Source organism: Micromonospora sp. WMMD708 (assembly GCF_049315245.1).
Lineage (GTDB): Bacteria > Actinomycetota > Actinomycetes > Mycobacteriales > Micromonosporaceae > Micromonospora > Micromonospora wenchangensis.
Map to the genome: position 1 here is coordinate 5,275,042 of NZ_CP186060.1, position 18,484 is coordinate 5,293,525.

Here is an 18,484-nt window from a genome sequence, read left to right on the forward strand (position 1 = left end):
AGGCGGACGAGATGACGATCCTGGGATCCCGCAGTGGCAGCCAGATCCTGCGGACCTTCCTGCCGGCTCAGACGGTCGACTTGCGCGGTGACATCTACCGGGTCGACGAGTGGTCGGCGCCGAGTCCGATCGAGGTCGACTCCGAGCGGGTTCGCTGGAGCCTGCTGAACGAGATCGGCGCCTGGAGCGCCCACGACAAGGACAGCGGCATGGCCGCCGACTTGCTGCGCAAGGTGCCAGTGGAGGTGGTCGAACTCGACGAGCGCCGTGGCGTCACGGTGGAGCGGTACCCGCGAGTCTGGTTGTGTCGGGCCTGCAAGCGCATCGGAAAGTCCGAGGAAGCCCGCTGCAGGTGCGGCAAACGAGCGTGGGGGCAGCTGCACTTCGTCGGCGTGCACGAGTGCGGAGCCGTCACGGAGCCCTGGATCAGACGTTGCCCTCAACACGACGACGTGCAGGTGGTCATCCCGAAGAGCGCCAAGGCGACGGACATCCGCTTCGTCTGCCCGACCTGCCGAACGGAGACCATGCAAGGGCTCGGATACGGGCGCAAGTGCGCGTGCGGTGACGGCACCGTGCGGTGGAACGTCCACAAGGCCCGGATGGTCTACGTGCCCCGCGGCATGGTGCTGATCAATCCGCCGCGTCCGGAGCACCGCGAGAACCTGAAGCTCGCGGGCGGCCCCCGCAAGGCTCTCGTCTGGGTGGTCGATGGCCTGACCGCAGTTCGACCCGCCGACGTGACCGCGAAGCAGACCCGCGAGGAACTCGTCGGACAGTTGATCTCCAGTGGCATGGCTCCGGACATCGCGGAGCAGATGGCGAACCTGGCCGAGGCGGGGGGCCAGTTGGCCAAGGCCGGCGACCACCCTGTCGACCGGTTGTCGCCGCAACGTCGCGAAGTGGCCGAGCGGGCCGCCGTCGACATCGCGATGGCCCTGGCGGAAAGTCGGATGCCGACGACGGCCCTCCACGCACCCGAGTCCGACGATCCGCTCGAAAGGCGCTACCGGGAGGACTATCCGCCCGCGCTACAGCGGGCCGGCATCGACGGCCTCGACCTGGTCGACAAGTTCCCGGTACTCAACGCCATGTACGGCTACACCCGTGGCGAGGACGATCCGTCGAAGTGCCGACTGGTGCCGTTCCGGCGCAAGCGCAGCGGCTACCGGCTCTACGGCAACCTGGCGGAAACCGAGGCCTTCCTGATCCGCCTCGACCCGGTACGCGTGGCGACATGGTTGTCCGGCCGAGGTCACCGCCTTCCCGGCTGGACCTCCGAGTCGACCGACGCCCTCGCGGCGCGCGTGGCGATCCTGGAGTCGGCGGTCGTCCCCACCAAGCGAGACGATCCCACCGTGGAGTCGGTCGGCTCCGACGTGCTCAAGTTGATCCACACCTACGCGCACAGGTTCATCCGGCAGACGGCGGTATTCGCGGGCATCGAACGCGACGCGCTCAGCGAGTACCTGGTGCCCGAGCACCTCGGCTTCGTCGTGTACGCCGCAGCCCGTGGTGACTTCGTGCTCGGCGGAATGCAGGCGGTCTTCGAGTCCAACCTCGACGCCCTGCTGACCGCCTTCGTCGACGCCGAGCACCGGTGCCCCCTGGACCCGGGCTGCAGCATCGGCAGCGGCGCCTGCACTGCCTGCGTCCACCTCGGTGAGCCGTCGTGCCGGTTCTTCAACCGGTTCCTCGACCGTGGCGTGCTGTTCGGAAAGGGCGGCTTCCTGCGTACCTCGGTCACTGCCCGATAGTCGTCACCCGGCGTCGCCACTCGGCCTGGACCAGGTCGGCGGCGGCGCCGATGGCTTCGTGCTCCCACACGTGCAGCACGACCCAGCCCAACTCGGCGAGAGCGACGTCCTTGGCTCGGTCGCGGGCGACGTTGCGGTCGAGCTTGGCCTGCCACCACTCGCGGTTGTTGCGGGGAACGGTTCCGTGCTGCGGACAGCGGTGCCAGAAGCAACCGTCGACGAAGACGGCGAGCTTGGCGCGGCTGAAGGCCACGTCAGGCCGCCCGGGCAGGTCCGGGTGGTTGACCCTGAACCTCAGCCCCCGCCGGTGCAGCTCACGGCGGAGTGCCAGTTCGGGCTTGGTGGACGTGCGGGGCTGGCGGCGCATGCGGACCGACGTGGCGGCGTCGAGCGGTGTCGGCACAGTCGACTTTCGGACCATACTCTCGGCCTCTCTGCGGAATCGTGAATGATCGTGCACGGTTAGGCTTTCGCCGGGTAACGACCCGAGACTTGTTCGGTGTCGTTTTCGTACGGTTTCGAAGACGGAGCATGCGCCTGTGCCGGCAACCAAGCCTGACGTTCACGGTTCGTTCGCACCAGGATCGGTCGTGGTGGTCCGCGACGAGGAATGGCTCGTCCGCGCGGCCGAGGAGACAGCCGACGGCACCCTGGTCCACGTCCAGGGGCTCGGTGAACTCGTCCGCGACACCACCGCCTCGTTCTACACCCGGCTGGACCGGGTGGTCGTGTCGGACCCCGCTCGGGCCCGGGTGGTGGCCGACGCCAGCCCTCGATACCGCACCGCGCGCCTCTGGCTGGAATCGACGCTCCGGAAGACCGCCGTGCCCCTCGGCGAACGCTCGCTGACGGCGGCGACAAGAGGGCTGGCGGACGCGTTGAGCTACCAGCAGTCGGCGGTACGCAAGGCGTTGGACCCGGCGAACCTGCGACCCCGGATCCTGCTCGCCGACGCCGTCGGCCTCGGCAAGACCCTCGAGATCGGCATGATCCTCTCCGAGCTGGTACGTCGCGGCCGCGGCGACCGCATCCTCGTGGTGACCCCACGCCACGTGCTCGAACAGATGCAGCACGAGCTGTGGACCAGGTTCGCCCTGCCGTTCGTACGACTCGACACCGCCGGCATCCAGCGGGTTCGACAGAAACTACCGGCGACCCGCAACCCGTTCACCTACTACCGCCGGGCGATCATCTCGATCGACACGCTCAAGTCCGACCGGTACGTGGCCAGCCTGCGTAGACAGCGGTGGGACGCGGTGGTCATCGACGAGTCGCACAACCTGTCGAACGCCGCGACCCTCAACAATCGGCTCGCTCGTCTACTCGCCCGCAACGCCGAAGCCCTGATCCTGGCTTCGGCCACCCCGCACAACGGCAAAGCGGAGTCCTTCGCCGAACTGGTGCGCCTGCTCGATCCGGCCGCCGTGCCACCGAGCGGGGTCCTCGACCGGGAAGAGGTTCGCCGGCTCGTCGTCCGTCGCCACCGACACAGCCCCGAGGTCGCGAACGCCGTCGGCGCCGACTGGGCCGAGCGGCAGGAACCGAACAACGTCCTCGTGCCGGCTACCCCGGCCGAGAACGCGGTCGCGGACGAACTCGAGCACACCTGGCTGTGGCCCGGCGAGGGCGGCAGCCCGTACTCGGGACCGCGCGCGGCGTTCTTCCCCTGGACGCTCGCGAAGGCGTTCCTGTCCTCACCGGCCGCACTTCAGGAGACGATCGACGGCCGCATCGACCGGGTCGGCAAGGACGAGAAGGTGCCGTCCCAGCGAGCGGAGGTCGAACTGCGGGCCCTGCGCCACCTGCGACAGCTCAACGAGCGGACCATGCGGGAGCCGTCGGCCAAGTACACCCGGCTGGTGGCGTACCTGAAGGAGATCGGTGTCGGCCCCGGCTCCTCCACCCGGGCAGTGGTCTTCGCCGAGCGTCTGGAGACGCTGCGCTGGCTGCACCGCAGCCTTCCGAAGGATCTCGGCCTACCGGCGAGCGCCGTCGAACTGATGCACGGCGGCCTCACCGACGCCGAGCAGCAGGACGTCGTCGAGCGCTTCAAGCAGGAGCAGGCGGCGGTACGCGTGCTGGTGACCGGCGACGTCGCCTCCGAGGGAGTCAACCTGCACGCCCAGTGCCACCAGCTCGTCCACTACGACATTCCGTGGAGCCTGATCCGCATCGAGCAGCGCAACGGCCGCATCGACCGCTACGGCCAGAAGCACCCGCCTCGCGTCACCGCCCTACTGCTCGACCCTGCCAGCGAGAAGTTTGCCGGAGACGTCCGCGTGCTCGCCAAGCTGATCGAGAAGGAGAACGAGGCGCACACCGCTCTGGGTGACGTCGCCTCGCTGATGGGGCAGTACGACGTCAAGGGCGAGGAGAACGAGATCCGGTCCGTGCTCGCCCGCACCAAGCAGCTCGACGACGTGATCCGACCGGTCGCCGAAGTCGCCGCCGGAAACGACCTCGCCGCGCTGTTCGCCCAGATCTTCGAGTCCGCCGGGCAGACGACCGGCGAAACTGCGGCCCCTGACTCCACCATGGAGGCTGGTGACGCCGGCTCGGGCCTCTACGACGACGAGATCTCGTACCTGGAGGAGGCCCTGCGGGAGGCGTTCGTCGACCCCACCGCGCCGCCGACCCGCGGCGGTATCGGCTGGCGCCGCGAAGAGGCGTTCGGCACCGCGGAACTCGTCCCCCCGACCGACCTGGTGCAACGCCTCGACGTGCTACCGCAGAGCTATCTCGCCGACCGCAAGGTCACCGAACGCCTGGTGCTCGCCACGACCATGGCCCGAGGCCGGGAACGGCTCGCCGCAGCCCTTCGCGACCGCAGCGGTACGACCTGGCCCGACGCGCACTACCTGAGCCCCCTGCACCCGGTCCTCGACTGGGCCGCCGACCGGGCCCTGGCCGCCCTCGGCCGCAACGAGGTGTTCGCCGTACGCGGCGCCGTGGAGACCCCGACGGTGCTGCTGCTCGGCACGCTGACGAACAAGCGGGGACAGGTGGTCTCCACGGCGTGGCTGACCGCGCAGTTCCCTGCCCCGAAGGACCCGTCGTTCGTCCTGGTGACGCCACACGAATCGGTCCGTACCGCGTTGCAGGAGCTGGGCTGGACCACACCGCGAGCCAACCCCGGCCCCGTGCCCTCGATCGACAGTCTCGAACCTCTGATCGCGCCTGCGGTGCACCAGGCTGCGGCCTACCTGGAGAAGAACGTCTTCGAGGCGGCCAGCCGCGACGCCCAGCAACGGGTCGAGACCTGGCGCCGCAAGCTCGACGCGTGGGACGAGGGAGCGGACGTCCTGATCCGGCGCAGCGACGTACAAGCCAGCCGGGCCCGCATCGACGAGGAACGCGAGCTGGCCGAATCGATGGCACCGTCCCGACAACTGGTACGCCCACTGCTGGTGGTCGTGCCCGACACGGAAGGCGAAAACGAGTGAGCGGGTCGGACGCGATCCTCGTCGGCGAAGGCTGGATCTCCGAGCACTACTTCACCACCGAGGCCACGAGAGAATCGTTCCGCGCCAAGGTCCTGGAACGCCGCACCGCGTGGGACGCCGAGGGCGCGGAGAAACGCCCGACACCACGGTCCCGCTTCCTCGCCGCCCGCAAGGAGTTGGAAAGCGACCTGGCCTCCCTGTCCGAGTTGCTCGACCCGGCCGCCGCCACCGAGCAAACTGGCAGCCGGACGGCCCACGACGCACCCGCCCGCGTCGCCACGACGATGCGCACCATCCTCGGGCTAGACGGGCCCGGCTTCGTCACCGTCGAAACCGGGCCGGTCACCCGTGTTTCCTCGGTCGGCGTGACCGGACCCGCGCCGCTGGTCGTCCTCACGGCTCTGCCCGTAACCACCGTCGAGGAACTGCTCGCCCGCGACGCGGTGACGCTCGACGAACCGGTCCGGCTGACCGAGGACGGCGAGGACGTCAAAAGCGTCGCCCGACTGCTGTCCGCCCTCTTCGTCGCCGACGACGCCCCGGAACTGGCGCTGGTGCTGGCCGGTCGGTGGGCGCTGCTCGCCGAACGCGAACGCTGGGCCGAAGGCCGCTACCTCGCCGTCGACATCCAACTGGTCTGCGAACGCAACGACACCAAGAAGGGCGGCGAGGTCGACCGGGCGCTGGCCTGCCTGTGCGCCGAGTCGATCGCCCCCGACACCGACGGCAAGCTGTGGTGGCACGGCGTGCTGGAGGCGTCGATCAAACACACCGTCGGCGTCTCCCAGGACCTACGCGAGGGCGTACGCCTCTCCATCGAGATCGTCGCCAACGAGGTCGTCACCCGCCGCCGCGCCCGAGGTCTGCCGCCGCTGCCGAAATCCGAGGCCCAACCGCTGGCCCGGCAATCGCTGCGGTTCCTCTACCGCATCCTGTTCCTGCTCTACGCCGAAGCCTCCCCCGAGCTGGGCGTGCTGCCGGTCGGTGCACCCGAGTACGACCGGGGCTACAGCCTCGACCGGCTCCGCGAACTCGTGCAGGTCGAACTGGCCACCCCCCGCGCCCGCACCGGCACCCACCTCTACGAGTCGCTGGGAGTCCTGTTCCGCCTCGTCGACAAGGGCCATCCATCGGCCGCCGCCGGCGACGACGACGCGACGAGCATCCCGGGCCTGACCTTCAACCCGCTGCGCGCCGACCTGTTCCGCCCCGAAGCCATCGCCCACATCGACGAGGTCGGCCTGGGCAACGTCGCCGTCCAGCAAGTGCTGGCCCACCTGCTGCTCAGCAAGGAGCAGCGCGGCAAGGACCGAGGCTTCATCTCGTACGCCGAGCTGGGCATCAACCAGCTCGGCGCGGTCTACGAGGGCCTGATGTCCTACACCGGCTTCTTTGCCGACACCGACCTGTACGAGGTGGCCAAGAATGGCGACGGCTCGAAGGGATCGTGGGTCGTCCCGGTCGAGCGGGCCGACGGCATCGCCGCCGCCGACTTCGTGAAGACCATCGACCCGGTGACCGGCGAGCCCCGCCCGGTGGTGCACGAGCAGGGTTCGTTCGTGTTCCGCCTCGCCGGTCGGGAACGCCAGCAGTCGGCCTCCTACTACACCCCCGAGTTGCTGACCCGCTTCACCGTCGGGCAGGCCCTGGAGGAACTGCTCACCGATGAGACTCCAGCCGAGCAGATCTTGAGCATGACGATCTGCGAGCCGGCGCTGGGCTCGGGCGCGTTCGCCATCGAAGCGGTCCGCCAGCTCGCCGATCAGTACCTCAAGCGCCGGCAGAAGGAACTCGACCAGCGCATCGACCCGGACGAGTACCCGAAGCGCCTGCAGGAGGTCAAGGCATACCTCGCGCTGCACAACGTCTACGGCGTCGACCTCAACGAAACCGCCGTCGAGCTGGCCGAGATCTCGCTCTGGCTGGACACCATGGTCGAGGGCCTGTCCGCGCCGTGGTTCGGCCTGCACCTGCGTCGAGGCAACTCGCTGATCGGTGCTCGCCGCGCCGTCTACCGCCGCAGCCAGGTCGCCGACAAGTCCTGGCTGGGAGCCGTGCCGCAGGAGGTGCCGTTGACCTCGCTGGTCGAGGACATCGACGCCGGCCGGGTCGCCACCGACGGCATCCACCACTTCCTGCTGCCCGCCGACGGCTGGGGCTCGGCCGCCGACGCGAGAGAGGCCGCCGTCTTGGCCCCGGACGCCGCAAAGAAGCTCAGGAGGTGGCGAACCGGCACGCGGAACAAGCCCACCAAGACCCAGGTCGACGCGTACACCGAACTCACGCATCGGGTCGAAACCCTGTGGCAGATCGCCTACCGGCGGCTGACCATCGCCGAGGAGCAGATCCGCCGGTCGATCCCGGTGTGGGGAGCGGGTGAGCTGCCGGCCGGTGGAGCAGTGACTCGCGAGCAGATCGAGACGGCGCTCGCCGACCAGAATGGTGCCTACCGCCGGTTACGACGAACGATGGACGCCTGGACCGCGTTGTGCTTCTGGCCCCTCACCGACTCGCTCGCCACCGTGAACGGCAAGGTGATCGAGCCGCCCACGGCCGCACAATGGATCACCGGCCTGCAGGCGCTACTCGGTCGCAACCCGGACGTGCACAAGCGCAAGCCGGTCGAGCTGCGCTTCGGCGCGGGCATGAGTTGGGCCGAGTTGGACGAAGCCGAGTCTCTGGAGATCGGTTTCGCCAGCGCGGAATCCATCGGCGAGGTGCTCCAGAAGCACCCCTGGCTGGTGGTCTGCGAGCGGATCGCCCAACGACAGGGCTTCTTCCACTGGAACCTGGACTTCGCAACGGTCTTCGCCGGTGGCGGCTTCGACCTCCAAGTCGGTAACCCCCCATGGGTTCGACCGGATGTCGATGTCGCAGCACTACTCGCCGAGGGGGACCCGTGGTGGCAGCTCGCGCTCAGGCCAACCCAGGCGCAGGTCGCCGCGAAGCGCACCGGCACGCTTGCCTTGCCTGGCATGACGGAGTTCGTCATCGACGGTATCGCGGACACGGCCTGCGTCGGATCTTCTGTCAGCGCAAAGCCGCAGTATCCGCATCTCGTCGGGCTGCGGCCCGACCTCTATCGCTGCTTCATGGAGGTGATGTGGCGGCACAGCTCGAAGCTCGGCACGATCGGCATGATCCACCTGAACTCGCACTTCACGGACGAGAAGGCGGGCGTTCTCCGCTCCGAGCTGTATCTCCGCCTACGCCGCCACTGGCACTTCGTCAACGAACTCAGGCTCTTTGAAATCGAAGACCACAAGCACTACGGCATCACGGTGCACGGATCTCGGCAGGAAACGCCGGGGTTCACCCAGGCGAGTTGGCTCTACCACCCCGACACTGCGCTGCGATCACTCGTCCACGACGGTTCCGGGCCTGAGCCAGGGCTAAAGGACGACGATGGAAAATGGGACTTACGCCCGCACGGATCGCGGATCACCCGCGTCACCGACGAGACGCTACGCGCCTGGCACGCCACCATGGAAACCGAAGAAGTGCCAGTCCAGCAGACCCGGATGGTGTACGCGGTGAACCGGTCTACGGCAGTGGTACTGGAGAAGCTGTCGCATGCACGCCGCATGCACGAACTCGGGCTCCGATTCTCGCAGGGATGGAACGAGACAACCGATCGACGCAAGGGCTATTTCGAGTCGGAGTGGGCGGTGCCGGCGTCCTGGAACGACGTGATTCTGCAAGGGCCGCACCTGTTCGTGGCGACGCCGCTCTACAAGACTCCGAACAAGACCATGCGCAACAATCAGGACTGGTCGGTGACGGACTTCGAGGAGTTGCCGGCCGACGCGATCCCGGCCACCGCCTACCAGCCCATCGGCGACCGGTACGAATACGACTGCGCTTACACCGACTGGGGTGACGAGGACCATCCAGACCCCGCCCGCGACCACTACCGAATCGCCTGGCGCCGCATGGCTGCAAACCAGGGCGAACGCACCCTAATCCCGGCCATCATCCCGCCTGGAGCCGCTCACGTTGACGGAGTCTTCGCTGCTGGAGATCCAAACGGGTCGGCTGGCAATGCAGTCTTGATCCAGGCCATTCTCGGCTCCTTGATTAGCGACTTCATGACGCGCACTGCCCCGAAGGGCGACATCCGCGGTCCCGGCATTACAAGGTTGCCATGGATCGACACTGACACTCGATTCCGTGATTCACTGATCCTGCGCGCACTGAGGCTTAACTGTGTGACAAACGCTTATGTGGACCTGTGGCTAGACGGTTATGAGGAAGAATTCGCCGAGGACTCCTGGGCAGGCGGGTTCGCGCATCGACGGCGGAAGCCGCTGGAGCAGGTCGGCCCGGAGTGGACCGTCGAAACGCCCTTGCGGATCGCCGCAGACCGGCGTCAGGCAATAGTCGAGATCGATGCGTTGGTCGCGTTGATGCTCGGGCTGACCGCCGACGAGCTGTGCTCGATCTATCGGACCCAGTTCGCGGTGTTGCGCGGCTACGACCGCAACGTCTACTTCTACGACGTCAACGGGCGGCTCGTGCCTAATTCGGTGCTCACCGTGTGGCGCAGGAAGGGCGACCGGATCACCGCAGAGGAGCGGACCGCGACCAACCAGGCCGGCTACACCTACACCTATGAACTGCCCTTCGTCACCCTCGATCGGGAGGCGGACATGCGGCAGGCGTACGCCGTCTTCGAACAGCGGCTGCGGGAGCGTTCGTGACCGAACTGCTGCCCACCTTCCAGGCGGCCCGAATTCGGCAAGGTCTGGTCGACTACCTGACGACGACGTTCGGGCTGACCGACGGCGACGCACGCGACGGTCTGGACCGGTTCCTCTCCGACCCGGACACGGGCATGTTCAAGGGCCCCTACGTGCGACTGCGGCTGCCGTTCCGGCCCGCCGAGGAGGGGTGGCGGAATAGTCTGGAGTGGTACGAGGGTTTCCCGCCCTACGGCCACCAGGCAGCGGCGTTCGCCCGGCTGGCGTCGGCGGTCGGCGGCGAGCCGCGTCGACCGCTGCCGACGTTGGTCACCACCGGTACGGGTTCGGGCAAGACCGAGGCGTTCCTGCATCCGATCCTCGACCACGTGATCCGGGCCCGTCGCGACGGGGTGACCGGCACGAAGGCGCTGATCCTGTACCCGATGAACGCGCTCGCCAACGACCAGGCGGCGCGACTGACCCGTCTGCTCACCACGCACTCGGCGCTGGCCGGCGTGACGGCTGCGCTCTACACCGGGCAGGAGGGCGCCACCCGCACCACGGTCACCCCGGACGGGCTGATCACGGACCGGGGGGCGATCCGGGATACCGCACCGGACCTGCTGCTGACCAACTACAAGATGCTCGACCAGTTGCTGCTGCGTTCCGAGGACCAGGAGCTGTGGCGGCAGTCGGCGACGAGCCTTCGCTACCTGGTGTTGGACGAGTTCCACACCTACGACGGGGCGCAGGGTACCGACGTGGCGATGCTGCTGCGTCGGTTGGGGCTGGCGCTGAAGAGCCACTGGCGTGACGACGATCCACTCGTCGACGACGCCGCCCGGTCCCGGCCGTTGGGCCTGATGACGCCGGTCGCGACCTCCGCGACGCTCGGTGACAAGGGCGACCCGTCGGTGATGCGGGAGTTCGCCCACACCGTCTTCGGGGAACGCTTCGACTCCACGTCGGTGATCACCGAGACGCGGCTGGGCCTGACGGACTGGGCCGACGGCGCGGCCGAGGCGGTTGCCACGGCCGGGTTCACACCGAAGAGCCTCGACGAGTTGCACGCCGCCGGGATCCGGCCGTTGCCGGACGTGAGCCTGGACGCCTCCGGCGCGGAGACCGCGTACGCCGTACTCGGGCTGCTGTACGGGGTGACCAGCGACGAGCTTGCCGGTGCGGCGCCGGAGTCGTTGTCGGCGCTGTGCCGGGCGCATCCGCTCGTGATCGAGCTGGCGCGGTCGGCTGGTCAGGCCGTCGCACTCAGCGACCTCGCCCTGCAGGTGTTCGGTCCGCAGGCCGAGCCGGAGCAGGCCGAGGCGTCGTTGTCGCAGGTCCTGGCGATGCTCGGGCACGTACGTAAGGTCGTCGGTGGCGGTGCGCTTTCGGTCGACGTGCACCTGTGGGTGCGGGAGCTGACCCGCATCGATCGGGCTGCGGCCGCCACGGCGCGGTTCCGGTGGAGTGACGACGGGCCGGTGGTCGCGGGCGACGAGGCCGAGGAGGCTCGCCCGTCGTTCCCGGCGATCTTCTGCCGGCACTGTGGGCGGTCCGGTTGGGGGGTCGGGCTCGCCCCGGTGGGCGACAGCCTGGGCCCGGACGACGAGGGCATCCGTCGGCAGCATGCCGCCCGGGAGGGCCGGTTCCGGCCCCTGCTGTACGCGCCGGCCGAGGCCGCCGTCCGGTCCGACGACGAGTCGCCGGTCGAGGGGCTGATGTGGTTCGCGGTGCGCAGCCGGGAGTTGCTGGGCACGGTCGACGTGGACGATCCGGATCTGCGTGACGGGTGGGTCCTGCCAGTGCTGACGAACGTCGGGGACGCCGCCGACGAGCTCAGCCGCAAGGACACGTGCCCGTCGTGCGGGCAGGAGGACGGCATCCGGTTCCTGGGCAGCGCCATCGCCACCCTGCTGTCGGTGTCGCTGTCCACCCTCTTCGGTGCGCCGAAGCTGGCCTCCGAGGAGAAGAAGGCGCTGGTCTTCACCGACTCGGTGCAGGACGCGGCGCACCGGGCCGGCTTCGTGCAGGCCCGGTCGCACACGCTGACCATGCGTTCGGTGCTGCACGAGGCTGTCGCGGAGGGGGCGCTGACGCTCGACCGGTTGGTGGAGGAGGTGCTGACGAAGGCGGGTGACGATCCGGTCCGGCGCTACCGGGTCCTGGCACCGGACTGCGCCGACCGGGAGTCGTTCACGCCGTTCTGGCAGGCGCCGCGTCAGCGGGCCGTCAAGACGTCGGTGCACTCGCGGGTACGCAAACGGCTGGCTCTGGACGCCGCTCTGGAGTTCGGGCTGAACTCCCGTATCGGCCGGACGCTGGAGCTGACCGGGTCGGTGGCGGTCGAGGTCGAGGCGGGTCTTCCAGGCCGTATCGCCGGCCTGGCTCGGGCCGCTCTCGACGGCACCGCCTGGCAGGAGCGTCTGGGGTCGGCCGGTGTCGGTGACGACGTCCTGGTGCAGTGGGTGCGCGGTGTGCTGGACCGGATGCGGGTACAGGGCGCGATCGAGCATCCGTGGTTCGACCGTTACCGCGCCGAGGACGGCCGCGACTGGTCGATCTGGGGTGGCCGGCCCCGCGGAGACGGCATGCCGGCGTTTCCCCGCGACCGGCCGCGACCAGCGTACCCGAAGGTGGGTGGCTCGCCGGGGCCGACCAACTACTCCCACCTGGACCCGGTGACCGCCTCTCAGTCCTGGTACGCCCGCTGGACGTCGCGGGTACTCGACGTCTCGCCCCTCGACGGTGGCCGGCTCGCCCGGATGCTGTTCGAGCGGCTCGCCCGTGACGGTGTGCTGACCACGACGACCAGCCAGTCCGGGGCCACCGTCTACGCCTTGCCCGCCTCCGGCGTGGTGGTGGCCCCGGCGGACGAGGCCGACCTGACCTCCGGGCGGCACCTTCTGGTCTGCGACACCTGCCGGGGCAGCATGCCCGGCGGCGTCGCCACCGTCGTCCAGCTGTCCGGGGCACCTTGCCTGAACGTACGGTGCCGTGGACGCCTGCAGCCTCAGCCGCTGCCGGCCGACAATTTCTACCGCCGCCTCTACGCCTCGCCGGACATGCGGCGGGTCGTCGCCCGGGAGCATACCAGCTTGCTCGACGACGCGACGCGTCTGGCGTACGAGGACGGTTTCCGTGGTGCGGCGACCAGCCCGCAGGCGCCGAACGTGCTGGTTGCGACGCCCACCCTGGAGATGGGCATCGACATCGGCGACCTGTCGGCGGTGTTCCTCGCCTCGCTGCCTCGTACGGTGGCTTCCTATCTGCAGCGGGTCGGGCGGGCTGGGCGTCTCACCGGAAACGCTTTCGACCTGTCGTTCGTCACCGGTCGCGGTGAGCACCTGCCGAAGCTCGGCGACCCGTTGTCGGTGATCGACGGCGAGGTGCGGCCACCAGCGACCTACCTGGCCGCCGAGGAGATCCTGCGTCGTCAGTACACGGCCTACCTGATCGACGCGTCGGCTCGGGAGCAGGGTCGCCGGCATCCGAGCAGGGCGGCCGGGGCCATCGGGTCCTGCGCGCCGGGCACCTTCCTCGGTGACCTGGTCCTGCGGGCCGAGCAGTCGTGGGAGCAGGATCTGGCCCGATTCGTCGCGACGCTGGCCGACCTACCCGGCGAGGTGGTGGACGGGCTGCGAGACTGGCTGGTGCCGAAGGCCGGCCCGCGCAGCAGCGGATTCGCCCGGCACCTGCAGGAGGCGAGCGGGCGCTGGCAGCAGACGGTCGCGGTGCTCGAGCAGCGCCGAGCGAAGATCACCGAACTGCTTCCGGAACTCGAGGCGCGGGCGCAGTCACCTGCGGTGACCGAGGACGACCGGCAGGCGCTACGGTCCGCACAGGCGACCCGGCAGATGACCAGTGGTCAGCTGGCTCATCTGCGTAGCAGCTACTGGATCGGTGTCCTGGAGGAGTACGGGCTACTGCCCAACTACACACTGCTCGACGACACCGTCACCCTGGACGTCGGTCTGTCGTGGATCGACCCGGACGACGCCAAGTACCGCTACGACAGTGCCCAGTTCCAGCGGGGTTCGGCACACGCACTTCGGGAGTTCGCGCCCGGAGCCACCTTCTACGCCCGTGGTTGGGAGATCGAGATCGACGCTGTCGATCTCGGCCTGGACGGAGCGTCGGTCCGCACCTGGGCGTTCTGCCCGGACTGTGGGTACGCCGCGGATCTGGCTCTGACCGGGAGGGAAATCGTCCCGGTCACCTGCCCGCGCTGCGGCAGCCGGGGAATCCACGACACCGGTCAACGCCTCGACGTAGTCGAACTCACCCGCGTCTCCGCCGAACTGCGGCGTGACGAGGTGGCCATCTCCGACCGCCGCGACGAGCGGGGCAGGGTCGCGTTCCAGATCGTGACCACCGTCGACGTGAACCCGGACGACGTGGCGGACCGATGGTTCGCCGAGGGCATCGGACTGGGTTGCAGCCTCCTTCGCTCGGTCGACATCCGCTGGCTCAATCTCGGCCCGGCCGGGCACGGTCCGACCCGTACCATCGCCGGGGCCGAACGGCAGGGAACGTTGTTCCGGGTCTGCTCCGGCTGCGGGAAACGCGACACCGACACCGGCCGCAACCGGCCGCACGAGCACCGTCCCTGGTGCCCGCACCGGACGTCGGTGAGCGAGGTTACCAGCACCGTCGCGCTGTCCCGGACACTGCGCACCCAGGGTCTGCTGGTCCGGTTGCCCCATACGGTCACCCTCGGCGACGACTTCGCCGTACCGAGTCTGTCCGCAGCGCTACTGCTGGGCCTGCGCGAGCAGATGGGCGGCCACCCCGACCACATCCGGGTCGAGCAGGTCGTCGATCCGACGTTGTCGGACGGAAGCGACAACCACGACGCGATCCTGCTGCACGACACCGTTCCGGGCGGTACCGGGTATCTGGCCGGCATCGCCGATCCGGACGACTTCAGGAAGCTGCTGGTCCTTGCCTGGAACCGGGTGCGTGACTGCGAGTGCCGCCTCGAGGAGCGCCTGGCCTGCCATCGCTGCCTGCTACCGTTCCCTCCACCGGGAGTCGTCCGCCGGGTTTCGCGGGCCTCGGCCGAACGGCACCTGCACACCCTGCTCGGGTTGGCTCCCGACGTGAACACAGCCGAGGACACGACCTGGACGGTGACCAAGGTGGCCCCGAACGAGGAACCGGAGTCCCATCTGGAGCGTGCGTTCCACCGCGTGTTCCTGGGCCGGCTGCGCCGTAGCGGCGCGGCGGTCACCGAGACACCCTCCCCAGTCGGCAACGTCGCCCGGTTCACCCTGCCCGGCACACCCCGGCACTGGACCCTGACGCCACAGGTGAACGTCGCCAACTCGCGGCCGGACTTCCTGCTCAAGGCCAACGACACGAACGTGCCCGACGTCGCGGTCTTCACCGATGGCCGGGCCTACCACGCCACCGCCACTGTGAACCGACTCGCGGACGATGCCGCCAAACGTGCCCACCTGCGTGACCTGGGCATGGTGGTGGTCGCCCTCACCAGCGCCGACATCGCCGCTGCCGAAACCGGCACCCACACCGCGCCGCAGTGGTGGAATGCCACCCTGGCCGGCAATCTGATGAACGTACCGGGGTTCCAGGCACCGCCGGAGGCGTACAAGGCTCTGGGTCGAGGGATGGTCGACTGGCTGGTCGGCTGGGTTCTCGATCCGAACCCGGCTGCGGCGAAGGCCGCCGCACGCGCAGTACCGATGTTCCTGTCCGCCGGGGCGCAACCGCTCCAGGTCGCCTCGGACGTCACCCTCGCCCAGGTGGGCCGGGCGGCACTGCTCGGTGAGGAATCGCCCGTCGGCGAACGCCGAGTTCACCTGCACCGCAGCGGCTCCCTCGCCGCTGTCGTCGAGATGAGGCACACCGCCGGCGTCGAGGTCGCAGCCGTGCTCGACGACCGGTCCGAGATGCTCGACGAGAGACATGCCGAATCGTGGCGTGCCTGGTTGCGGCTCGCGAACGCGCTCGGTCCACGAGACTGGCCGACCGCCGTGACGACGACCAGCCTCGTCGAGCCGATCGCCGGCAGTCCGGACACGGCCGAGCCGCTGCGGCCGGTGGGTGCCTGGGCCGACGTGTACGAGGCCGCGTTCTCCCAGGACGAGAAGGAACTGATCAGTTCCCTGGCCAACCACGACGTCACACCACCGACAGTCGGAGCGGAGGGCCCGGACGGCATCCCGCTCGACATCTGCTGGCCTACGCTGCGCGTCGCCGTGGCCTTTCCCCACATGACGCCGGAGGACCGCACCGACCTGGCCCGCCACGGCTGGCGGTTGGTGGCGCCCACGCCCGCCGAGGTCGTCGCTGCCCTGGCCCACGCTGCCGTCGAGACGGACGAAGGACACTGATGCCGACCATCATCATGGGAAAGCTCGCCAGCAAGATCGACGGCTCGGTCCGTGGAAAGGCGATGACCTTCCTGCAGAAGCTCGGAGTCGACGACGCCACCCCGGGCCTGCACGTCGAACCCATCCAGCACAGCGTCGACCCGCGGGTTCGCACCGGGCGGGTCGACGACTTCTGGCGGGCCGTCATGTTCCGCCTCGACGGCGACGGCGAAACGCACTACGTCATCCACGGCATCTGGCCGCACGACGACGCCATCGCCATCGCTCGACGCGTACGGCTGAGGGTCAACCCGATCAACGGCCTACCCCAGATCGAAGAGATCGAGCCGTCCCCAACCCCAACTTCGCCTCCCGACGAGACCACGACGAGGCCCACGAAGCCGCTGTTCGCCCGGCTCGGTCACGAACACAGCGAACTCGTCGAGCAGCTCGGGCTCCCCGAAGACGTCGTCATCCAGGCCGCGGCCGCCTCCGACGAGGACGGCATCCTCGACCTCGCACAGCGGTACGAGGGCTGGATCGGCACCATCCTGGTCGACCTGGCTGCAGGGGACGACATCGACACGATCGTCCGACGCATGCAGCTGGAGAAGGCCTCCTCGTCCGGTGACGACGATGCCGACGTGTTGCAGTCACTCAAGCGGCCAGCCGCCGCGCTGCAGTACGCGTTCATCGACGACCAGGAGGAACTACGGCGGGTCATCGAAGGCGGCGACTTCGGTGCTTGGCGCATCTTCCTGCACCCCGAGCAGCGTCGCTACGTCGACCGCTCGTACAGTGGGCCGTTCCGGCTCTCGGGCGGAGCCGGCACCGGCAAGACCGTCGTGCTCGTCCATCGGGCCCGCGCACTCGCCCGCCGCAACCCCGACGCCCGGATCATCCTGACCACCTTCACCACCAACCTCGCGGACGCCTTGGGCGACAGCCTCGGCCAGCTCGACCCGCGTGTGCCACAGGCCAAGGCCCTCGACCAGCCCGGCGTGTACGTGACGGGTGTGGACGCGCTCGCCTCCGCAGTGCTACGGACCGCTGGTCGCGGCCTGGCCCCCGCGATGCGAGAGGTCCTCGGCGAGGAGCGCTCGACGCCGCTGGCCCGCACCGCACCGAATCGTTGGCGGGAGGTCGTCGAATCGACCGGCACCATGCTGCCGTACGAGCTGGCCAACGAGACGTTCCTCGCCTCGGAGTACGCGCACGTCGTCCTACCCAACAAGGTGCACGACGAGGTCGGCTATCTACGGGTACGCCGACCAGGTCGAGGCGTCGCGCTGGACCGGGCCAAACGCCGAGCCGTCTGGGCACTCGTCGAGGCATACCGGGCCCGCTGTCGGGCCGACGGCGGCCTCGACTTCGCCGAGGCCGCCGCAGTCGCCGCAGCGCACCTGACGGTCACCGACCCGCGTCCAGCCGATCACGTGCTCGTCGACGAAGGGCAGGACCTCTCACCCACCCACTGGCTCCTGCTCCGTGCCGTCGTCGGGGAGCACGCCGACGACCTGTTCATCGCCGAGGACTCCCACCAGCGCGTCTACGGCACCCGCGTCGTGCTCGGGCGGTACGGCGTCGCCATCGTCGGCCGTTCCCAGCGGCTCACCCTGAACTACCGGACCACGGCGCAGAACCTGCACTACGCCATGACGATCCTTGGAGGCGGCCAGTACGTCGACCTGCAGGACGAGCCGGAAGGCACCGGCTACCGATCGGCCCGCACCGGCCCGATGCCCATCATCGAACTCGTCGACTCCCTTGCCGAAGAGACAGCAGCGGTCGTCCGGCACGTGCGCACCTGGCTCGACGCCGGAGATCCGCTCGAGAACGTCGCCGTCCTGGTCCCCGACCGGTACCACCGCGACCGCGTCGTCACCGCTCTCACCGACGCCGGCATCGACGCCCGCGCCGTGGACCGTGACCGCCCACCGGCAGGCCGGGTACCAGTACTCACGATGCACCGTGCCAAGGGCACCGAGTTCTCCAAGGTCCTGCTGGCCGCAGGTAAACCATCGCCGACAGAGATGGAACGCCTCGCCTTGCTGGACCCTGCCGAGCGCGCGGACGCGGAGCTTCGGGCCCGGTCGTTGACCTACGTCGCGGCGACCCGGGCACGTGATCAGCTGATAGTGGTGCAGCGAAGCTGAAGCCGAGTAGGAGGCCTGGCAAGGAAGCCGCGCCCGATGCCAGATTGGGAATCAGGCAGCCGAAACGAGTCGGTAAAGCGGCGTGGGTGACGGTCAAAACGGTCGTTCATGCAT

General features: G+C 69.0%; 6 protein-coding genes. 5 read left to right on the forward strand and 1 reads right to left on the reverse strand.

Annotation, left to right across the window (positions count from 1 at the left end):
- The first annotated feature begins 11 nt into the window (after positions 1 to 11).
- Positions 12 to 1,757, forward strand: coding sequence for a hypothetical protein (locus ACN260_RS23185; RefSeq protein ID WP_422753029.1), 1,746 nt, complete (start codon positions 12 to 14; stop codon positions 1,755 to 1,757).
- Here ACN260_RS23185 and ACN260_RS23190 read toward each other — a convergent pair.
- Positions 1,744 to 2,160: a very short patch repair endonuclease gene (locus tag ACN260_RS23190; protein ID WP_422753030.1), complete on the reverse strand. Its 417-nt coding sequence runs from the start codon at positions 2,158 to 2,160 to the stop codon at positions 1,744 to 1,746. The genes ACN260_RS23185 and ACN260_RS23190 overlap by 14 nt on opposite strands.
- Before the next feature lie 136 nt (positions 2,161 to 2,296).
- Between ACN260_RS23190 and ACN260_RS23195 the strand changes: the two genes are divergently transcribed.
- From ACN260_RS23195 to ACN260_RS23210, 4 genes are read left to right on the forward strand one after another with little or no spacing between them, the layout of a single operon-like run.
- The gene (locus ACN260_RS23195) at positions 2,297 to 5,200 is read left to right on the forward strand and encodes a helicase-related protein (RefSeq protein ID WP_422753031.1); all 2,904 of its coding nucleotides are present in this window, start codon (positions 2,297 to 2,299) and stop codon (positions 5,198 to 5,200) included.
- On the forward strand, positions 5,197 to 9,900 hold the full coding sequence (locus ACN260_RS23200) for an Eco57I restriction-modification methylase domain-containing protein (RefSeq protein WP_422753032.1): 4,704 nt from the start codon (positions 5,197 to 5,199) through the stop codon (positions 9,898 to 9,900). The genes ACN260_RS23195 and ACN260_RS23200 overlap by 4 nt, the downstream gene beginning before the upstream one ends.
- The gene (locus ACN260_RS23205; protein ID WP_422753033.1) at positions 9,897 to 16,235 is read left to right on the forward strand and encodes a DEAD/DEAH box helicase; all 6,339 of its coding nucleotides are present in this window, start codon (positions 9,897 to 9,899) and stop codon (positions 16,233 to 16,235) included. Before ACN260_RS23200 ends, ACN260_RS23205 begins: the two co-directional genes overlap by 4 nt.
- Positions 16,235 to 18,370 (forward strand): UvrD-helicase domain-containing protein, encoded by a 2,136-nt coding sequence (locus ACN260_RS23210; RefSeq protein WP_422753034.1) that lies wholly within the window; start codon positions 16,235 to 16,237, stop codon positions 18,368 to 18,370. Before ACN260_RS23205 ends, ACN260_RS23210 begins: the two co-directional genes overlap by 1 nt.
- Positions 18,371 to 18,484: the final 114 nt, after the last annotated feature.

Excerpts from the sequence above, each read along its gene's own strand:
- ACN260_RS23210 (WP_422753034.1), top strand. The coding sequence starts at position 16,235 with ATGCCGACCATCATCATGGGAAAGCTCGCCAGCAAGATCGACGGCTCG.
- ACN260_RS23185 (WP_422753029.1), top strand. The coding sequence starts at position 12 with ATGACGATCCTGGGATCCCGCAGTGGCAGCCAGATCCTGCGGACCTTC.